At 60.5% G+C, this 7,521-nt stretch carries 9 protein-coding genes; 8 read left to right on the plus strand and 1 reads right to left on the minus strand.

The window, feature by feature from the left end; genetic code table 11:
* The first annotated feature begins 129 nt into the window (after positions 1 to 129).
* Positions 130 to 1,467, plus strand: a complete 1,338-nt coding sequence (locus tag TBU01S_RS11400; RefSeq protein ID WP_068636765.1) for a Rieske 2Fe-2S domain-containing protein — start codon at positions 130 to 132, stop codon at positions 1,465 to 1,467.
* Here TBU01S_RS11400 and TBU01S_RS24300 read toward each other — a convergent pair.
* Positions 1,440 to 1,712 (minus strand): hypothetical protein, encoded by a 273-nt coding sequence (locus tag TBU01S_RS24300; protein ID WP_169802965.1) that lies wholly within the window; start codon positions 1,710 to 1,712, stop codon positions 1,440 to 1,442. The two genes, TBU01S_RS11400 and TBU01S_RS24300, sit on opposite strands and share 28 nt — an antisense overlap.
* A 27-nt stretch (positions 1,713 to 1,739) precedes the next feature.
* Between TBU01S_RS24300 and TBU01S_RS11405 the strand changes: the two genes are divergently transcribed.
* From TBU01S_RS11405 to dmpE, 7 genes are all read left to right on the plus strand, one after another.
* Positions 1,740 to 2,438: an alpha/beta fold hydrolase gene (locus TBU01S_RS11405; protein WP_369404204.1), complete on the plus strand. Its 699-nt coding sequence runs from the start codon at positions 1,740 to 1,742 to the stop codon at positions 2,436 to 2,438.
* 46 nt (positions 2,439 to 2,484) lie between these two features.
* Positions 2,485 to 2,928 (plus strand): lipocalin-like domain-containing protein, encoded by a 444-nt coding sequence (locus tag TBU01S_RS11410; protein ID WP_245650903.1) that lies wholly within the window; start codon positions 2,485 to 2,487, stop codon positions 2,926 to 2,928.
* Positions 2,925 to 3,803, plus strand: a complete 879-nt coding sequence (locus TBU01S_RS11415) for a VOC family protein (RefSeq protein ID WP_068636767.1) — start codon at positions 2,925 to 2,927, stop codon at positions 3,801 to 3,803. The genes TBU01S_RS11410 and TBU01S_RS11415 overlap by 4 nt, the downstream gene beginning before the upstream one ends.
* 123 nt (positions 3,804 to 3,926) lie before the next feature.
* Positions 3,927 to 5,030: an alcohol dehydrogenase catalytic domain-containing protein gene (locus TBU01S_RS11420; RefSeq protein ID WP_068636768.1), complete on the plus strand. Its 1,104-nt coding sequence runs from the start codon at positions 3,927 to 3,929 to the stop codon at positions 5,028 to 5,030.
* Positions 5,031 to 5,078: 48 nt separating this feature from the next.
* Positions 5,079 to 5,636 carry a cupin domain-containing protein gene (locus TBU01S_RS23035; RefSeq protein WP_245650904.1) on the plus strand — a complete coding sequence of 186 codons (558 nt, stop codon included), beginning with the start codon at positions 5,079 to 5,081 and terminating at the stop codon, positions 5,634 to 5,636.
* The gene (locus tag TBU01S_RS11430; protein WP_068636770.1) at positions 5,633 to 6,586 is read left to right on the plus strand and encodes a 3-carboxyethylcatechol 2,3-dioxygenase; all 954 of its coding nucleotides are present in this window, start codon (positions 5,633 to 5,635) and stop codon (positions 6,584 to 6,586) included. The genes TBU01S_RS23035 and TBU01S_RS11430 overlap by 4 nt, the downstream gene beginning before the upstream one ends.
* 27 nt (positions 6,587 to 6,613) lie before the next feature.
* Entirely contained in the window at positions 6,614 to 7,399 is a 786-nt protein-coding gene (gene dmpE, locus TBU01S_RS11435) for a 2-oxopent-4-enoate hydratase (RefSeq protein ID WP_068636771.1), read from the plus strand.
* Positions 7,400 to 7,521: the final 122 nt, after the last annotated feature.

A 7,521-nucleotide genomic window follows, 5' to 3' on the forward strand; every position in this document is an offset into this window, starting at 1 on the left:
GGGCTTTTTTCATTCGTGCGCTGGGGGGATAAGCCGGGCATTGGGCGGAGCGTCGAATGAAGGGCCGTTCAATAACATTGGTTCCGCATTTGCTGCAATCTCGTTTAATCCTGTAGCCGGGAGATTCAGATGTCGGACCAACCCACCATTCGGCGGCGTATCCAGAAGGTCAACCAGATCAGCGAGGAGCGCGTCAATAATCAGAAAACGCAGAGTCAGTACCAGCCGTACAAGGATGCGGCCTGGGGCTTCATCAATCACTGGTACCCTGCACTGTTCAGCGATGAATTGCCGGAAGATGAGATTCAAGGCATCCAGATCTGTGGCGTGCCCATTGTCCTGCGCCGTGCGGAAGGCAAGGTCTATGCCCTGAAGGATCAATGTGTACACCGCGGCGTCCGCATGTCGGAAAAGAAAATGTGTTTCAACAAGAAGACCATTTCTTGCTGGTATCACGGCTTCACTTTCGACCTGAAGGACGGTAGGTTGTCCACAATCGTTGCCAACCCGAACGACAAGCTGGTGGGATCCACCGGGGTGACGACCTATCCGGTGCACGAAGTCGCCGGCATGATCTTCGTCTTCGTGCGTGAGGACGATTATCCGGACGAGGACGTGCCGCCGCTGGAGCAGGATCTGCCCTTCCGCTTTCCACAGCACAGTGAGCGCTTCCCTCACCCATTGTGGCCGGCTTCGCCCAGCGTGCTGGATGCTGATGCCGTGGTGCACGGGATGCATCGCACGGGCTATGGCAACTGGCGCATTGCCTGCGAAAACGGTTTCGATAATGCCCACATCCTGGTGCACAAGGACAACACCATTGTGCACGCAATGGACTGGGTGCTGCCGCTCGGCATCCTGCCTGCGGGGGATGACTGCATCGAGGTCGTCGAGGATGAAAACGGCCCGAAGGGCATGATGCAGTGGATGTTTACCGACAAGTGGGTGCCAGTGATGGAGAACCCGGAGCTGGATCTCAAGGTGGATGCGTTGAATGGACGTTTCTACCGTACGTCGGTGGTGCTGCCTGGGGTGCTGATGGTCGAGAACTGGCCGAGCGAGCACATCGTGCAGTACGAATGGTACGTGCCCATCACCGACGATCTGCACGAATACTGGGAAGTGCTGGTGAAGGTGTGCCCGACGCAGAAGGAGCGCGACGATTTCCAGTACAAGTTCGACCGGGTGTACAAGCCGTTGTGCCTGCACGGCTTCAACGACTGCGACCTGTATGCCCGCGAGGCGATGCAGTACTTCTACACCGACGGCACGGGCTGGGATAACGAACAGCTGGTGGCCACCGACATTTCGCCGATCACCTGGCGCAAGCTCGCGTCGCGCTGGAACCGGGGCATCGCCAAGCCGGGTCGCGGCGTGGCCGGAGCGACCAAGGATTCGTCCGTCCGCTTCCGTAATACGGCCGCCGGCAAACCCCCGGGCTACAAGACCGAGAAGGTCGACTTCTGATTTTCGCGCCCGGCGACGGGCGCATGCGCCGAGGCCGTGCCCTGATGCTGTCTCGCTGGTGATGCCGGCCAGACAGCATCGCTGAGGCCGGTACGTTTCTTGAATCCGTGCGCGCCGTGGCGCGCCTGTTCGTGCAGGACTGTCCCATGCAGCAAAACCCCGAGATAGGGCGCTCGATCGACATCGATGGAGTCGAGACCAATTACCACGACCAGGGTGAAGGACATCCCGTCCTGATGCTCCATGGTTCCGGGCCTGGTGTCAGCGGATTCGTGAACTGGCGCCTGGCCATGCCGGAACTGGCGAAATCCTGCCGCGTGATCGTGCCTGACATGCTGGGTTTCGGCTACAGCCAGCGCTCGGCCGATGGTCATTATTCGCCGGAGCGATGGGTGGCGCAGGCGCTTGGCTTGATGGATGCACTGGGTCTGGCGCAGGCCGACGTCGTAGGCAATTCGTTCGGCGGAGCACTCGCGTTGATGCTGGCGATCCAGCGTCCGCAGCGTATCCGCCGGCTTGTGCTGATGGGGGCGGCAGGCGTGGATTTCGAGCTCACTTCCGGACTCGATGCGGTGTGGGGCTATGAGCCGTCGATGGACAACATGCGCCGCATCATGGATGTCTTCGCCTTCGACCACACGCGGATTACCGAAGATATTGTGCGTTCGCGCTTCGAAGCCAGCATCCAGCCCGGTGCGCAGGAAGCATTCGCGGCGATGTTTCCAGCGCCGCGCCAGCGCTGGGTGCAGGCCCTGGCCAGTCCGGAAGAGGCAATCCGTGCGATTCCGCACGAGACGCTGATCATCCACGGCCGCGAGGACAAGGTGATTCCGTTGAGCAATTCGCTGCGTCTGTGCGAGCTGATTCCGCGCGCCCAGCTCCATGTCTATGGCCGCTGCGGCCACTGGACCCAGATCGAGCATGCCGGCCGCTTCGCCCGCCTGGTACGCGACTTCCTGACCGAACAATGAGCTCGTTCCGCCGTCACTGCGCGGAATGACGAGAAGGAGTGCAGAAGTGGAAAACGATATCAAGGGACGCTGGTACATCGAGTCCTGGACGCAGGAGTACGACGACGGCCGCGTCGTCCACCCTTTTGGTGAGGAGCTGGACGGCTTCATCGAATACGGTGACGGCACGATGTTCTGCCTGTTGACGAAGGTGCCGCGCACGCTCTTTGCTACCGGCGGCCAGTGGGATGCCGCCGATGCCGAGAAGGCCAGGGCATACGACGAATTCCTGTCCTATGCCGGCGGCTACAGCATCGATGGCGACACCGTCACTCACCATGTCGAGCTGTGCATCTTCCCCAACTGGCAGGCCGGCAAGCAGCGTCGGCGTGTCGTATGGGGTGGGGACGGCGAACTGATGTTGGTTGCGCGCATCGAGGAAGGAACCCGCGAAGCGCGGACGGCCAGGCTGACCTGGCGCCGTGAGAAACCGGGCGGGAGGCAGGCATGACACTGGTGAAGCGGCTCGCCTATGTGGAGATCGAAGCGTCCGACCTGGAGCGCTGGACGGTGTTCGGCCGTGATGTGTTCGGCTGTGAACTGGCAAAGGACAGCACCGCTGACTGCCTGCAGTTCCGGATCGATGCGCGCCCCTGGCGCATCCAGGTATCGCGTGGAGCACGCGACGACCTGAAGGTGATCGGTCTGGAAGTTGCCGGCCGTGAAGCCTTGCTGGAAATGTGTGCTCGTCTCGAACGGGCTGACCATCCGTTCCGGATGGCAACGAGGGAGGAGTGCGAAGCGCGCGGCGTGTACGAGATGTGCCTGCTCACGGACCCGTCCGGCATCGACGTCGAAGTCTGCTACGGTTCGCTGCTGCAGCCGCAGCAACCCTTCTGCGCGGCGGTCGGCCACGGTGGCTTCATCACCGGAGAGCAAGGCCTTGGCCACCTGATGCTGGTCGTCGATGACCCGCTGCGGGTGCAGCAGTTCTACGGCCGGATCATGGGTTTCGTCACCAGTGATTACGTGTCGACGAAGAACTACGGCGGGCTTGCCGGCGATTTCATCTTCATGCGCTGCAATCCGCGCCATCACACTTTGGCCTTCGGCCGCCTCCCCGTTCCGCGGCGTCTGGGCCATCTGATGCTGCAGGTGCATCGCATAGACGATGTGGGCCTGACGCTCGACCGTGTGCATGAACACGGTTTCCGCCAAACGCGCTCGATCGGCCGGCATGTCAATGACAACATGTTTTCCTTCTACTGCGAGTCGCCATCGAAAATCCAGTTTGAATGTGGTTGGGGAGGGCTGGAAATGTCAGAAGACGACGACGACGTCAAGCTCTTCGATGTCACCAGCGTCTGGGGACACAAGCATCTATAGCGCAGAAAGAACGTCCCAGGCTATCGGGCAGCGCGCAGATCATCGAAGGCTCATGCAGAGGCAGGACCGTTTTTGATTCGTGCATCGCCCGGCCGCTCAGACAAGGATTATCGGAGAAAATTGATGGAAATGATGAGGGCAGCGCGGCTGCATGAAATTGGAGGGGCGTTCCAGATCGATGAAGTGCCGCTTCCTGTGCCGGGAAAGCACGATGTGCTTGTTCGGGTGGAGGCATGCGGAATCATTCCCAATCTGCGGAACGTCGTGACCAGCTTTCCCACTTGGTATCCGTTTCTGCCGTTGCCCGAGCTGCCTGCCATATTCGGCCTGGATGCCGCGGGAAGAATCGCAGCGGTAGGTGAGGGAGTAAATACCTTCAAGCCCGGTGAGCGGGTCTATGTCAATCCGGGAGTCGGCTGCGGAGAGTGCCGTTATTGCAGGCAGGGAGAGCCTACACGCTGCGGCGATTACACCTTCATGGGCTATTTCGGATTCGGGAAAAACTCCACATCCATCTTCAGAAAGTATCCGTATGCGGGATATGGAGAGTACACGGTCGCTCCCGTAGCCAATCTCGTCCGCTTGCCGGAAAACATGCCGCTGGAGCACGGGGCGCGTCTGGGTTATCTGGGGACGGCATATTCGGCGATTCGAAAATCAGGCCTGCGGCCGGGACAGGCCATCCTCATTCTGGGTGCAACGGGAACGCTTGGCGTTGGCGCGGTGCTACTGGCACTGGCTTTCGGTGCCGGACGCGTGGTCGCCGCCGGTCGCGACCCCGCAGCGTTGGAGCGTCTGGTCGAGCTGGACCCGCAGCGTGTGATTCCGGTTTGCTGGGGCGGCAGAAGCATCCACGAGCAGGTGCGGGAACGCATGGGCGATGGTGTGGATGTGATGCTCGACACACTGGGGGCGAAAGCATCGGCCGAGCTTTCGGTCGATGCAATGCAGGCCGTCGCCCGTGGCGGACGCATCGTCCAGATCGGTGGGGTGGCGGGACCGATTCCCATCGATCCTCACCCTTTCATGTGCGCTCAACTGCAATACATCGGCTCTCTCTGGTTCACGCCGGCAGAAGCCGACGAAATGGCGGCCATGCTTTCCTCGGGGGTCGTGGATATGAGCATCCTTGAACCGAGGCCATATTGCCTTGAGGACATCAATGAGGCGCTGCGGGATATCGAGGCGTGCGGCAATGGCTTCACAAATTTCCATATTTCGTATTGAACGGGGCGCCCTTCAGTCTGGCCCTGGTTGTGGAGTTCTGGAGAAGCAATGATGAATTTCAATCGCGTTGTCACAGGGCATGACTCTTCCGGACATGCCGAGCTGAAAAACTTCGATTTACCGCCCGGGTCAGGAGCGTTCGATCATACGCCCGGCTTTTCGGTTGCGCGTATCTGGCATACCTCGAATGAACCCGTGATCGAATCCGTGCCGCGAGATGATGTATCTGTCCTGCCTTCCGTTCTACCGGGGTGCGGCGGCACGACCGCGCTGGTGGTTACGTTTCCACCCGATGAGCAGGTCGCTGGTCACGATTTTGATCCGCAAAAAGCAAATGCAGAATTTGGCGAGAAGCTGCCCGGCCTGGCGGAAACCTTCGAGCCGGATGGGTCGGGATATCACACTACCGATACGATCGACTACGGCGTGGTGCTTGAGGGTGAAATCGTGCTGGATTTGGGTAATGGATGTGAACGGCAGCTCCACCGGGGAGACGTCGTCGTTCAGGTCGGCACCCGCCATGCATGGAGAAACCGAAGCGGCCAGCCTGCGCGAATGTTCTTCGTGCTGATCGGGGCAAGGCGCTCGGTTCGGGAGCAGCCATGAAATTCATGCTTCAGTGCATGTCTCATACACCGTTGAAAGGCTATTTCGACCCTTCGGCCGACGTGGTGAACGAGGTGGCGGGATGTATCAGGGCAGTGCGGCAAGAGGTCGAGCGATTCGATCCCGAAGTAATCTATTTGTTCGCGCCGGATCATTTCAATGGATTTTTCCTCGATCTCATGCCTCAGTTTTGCATCGGCATGCAGGCGACATCAGTGGGGGATTATGCAACGCCGGTTGGAGAACTCGATGTTCCCCGGAATGTGGCGGAGTCGTGCGCGGAAAGCGTGATCGGAGCCGACATCGATCTTGCCTTTTCCTATCGGATGCAGGTCGATCACGGTTTTACACAGAGCCTGATCGAACTCACCGGGGCGCTGGACCGCTATCCTGTGGTGCCCATCATGCTGAATGCAGTTGCCCCGCCACTATCGACCTTGAGCCGGGCGCGGCAATTAGGGATAGCTGTTGGAAATTTTGCGCGTGGCCAGAAGAAACGTGTTCTTTTCCTGGCTTCGGGCGGGCTGTCGCACAACCCCCCCATACCCAGCATCGCCACGGCAACGGATCGTGAGGTGATCGAGCGTCTCATTGCCGGCCGCAATCCGACATCCGAAGCACGTGCCGCCCGGCAGCAACGCACTGTCAATGCCGCTCGCGATTTTGTGGCTGGCGGCAGTGTCCTTCACGCGCTCAATCCCGGGTGGGATCTCGAATTCATGGGGCATCTCTGCCAGAAAGGCTGGGAGGCGATCGATGCCTATACGAACGAGCAGATAACTGCGGAGGCAGGAGCATCGACGCATGAGGTACGTGCCTGGGTTGCGGCAGCGGCGGCAATCGATGCCGCATGTCGTGGAAGCTGGTCTGCAAAGCAGAATTATTACCGTGCCATTCCGGAGTGGGTCGCAGGCTTCGGCTCCCTTTCCGGAAGTGGGACGGTTCAATAAGTCAAGAATGGAGCGAGGATACAGGGCATGACTGATGAAGCAATGCTTATTGAACTCAGTGACAGGCTTTACTGTGCCCTGAGCACAGGTGAGGCGGTCGACCCGCTGAGTGCGGCGCATCCCGGGCTGACGATCGAAGACGCCTACGCCATCCAGCAGCGGCTGATGGCGCGTCGCCTGCGGGATGGCGAACGGATCATCGGCAAGAAGATCGGCGTGACCTCGCAGGCCGTGATGAACATGCTCGGTGTGGATCAGCCCGACTTCGGCATGCTCACCGACGCGATGGTCTTCAACACGGGCGATCCGATTCCGATGTCCAGCCTGATCCAGCCCAAGGCCGAAGGTGAAATCGCCTTCGTGCTCAAGCACGACCTGACGGGTCCCGGCGTGACGGCGGCCGACGTGCTGCGCGCCACCGAAGGGGTGATGGCCTGCTTCGAGATCGTCGATTCCCGCATCCGCGACTGGAAGATCAAGATTCAGGACACCATCGCCGACAACGCCTCCTGCGGCGTCTTTGTGCTGGGCCCGGCGCTGGTCGCCCCCCATGACGTGGATCTCGTCACCTGCGGCATGGTGCTCGAAAAGAACGGCGAAGTCGTCGTCACCGGTGCGGGGGCGGCGACGATGAATTCGCCGGTCAATGCCGTAGCCTGGCTGGCCAACACGCTCGGCCGCCTGGGCATTGGCCTGAAGGCGGGCGAGATCATCCTGTCGGGGGCGCTCGGCGCCATGGTGCCGGTCGCGGCCGGCGACAACCTGCGGGTCACCATCGGTGGCATCGGCACCTGCGCCGTGCGCTTCGCCTGAGCCTCCGACTTTCCGATTGCAGTCGTGCGGCCCCGCTCCTGTCTCCTCTCGGGGCCGCGCGGTCTGCATTCTTGAGCGACGTTTCGCAAGGAAATCTCCATGAACAAGATCAAATGCGCGCT

This window comes from Thauera butanivorans NBRC 103042 (assembly GCF_001591165.1).
GTDB classification, from domain to species: Bacteria; Pseudomonadota; Gammaproteobacteria; order Burkholderiales; family Rhodocyclaceae; genus Thauera; species Thauera butanivorans.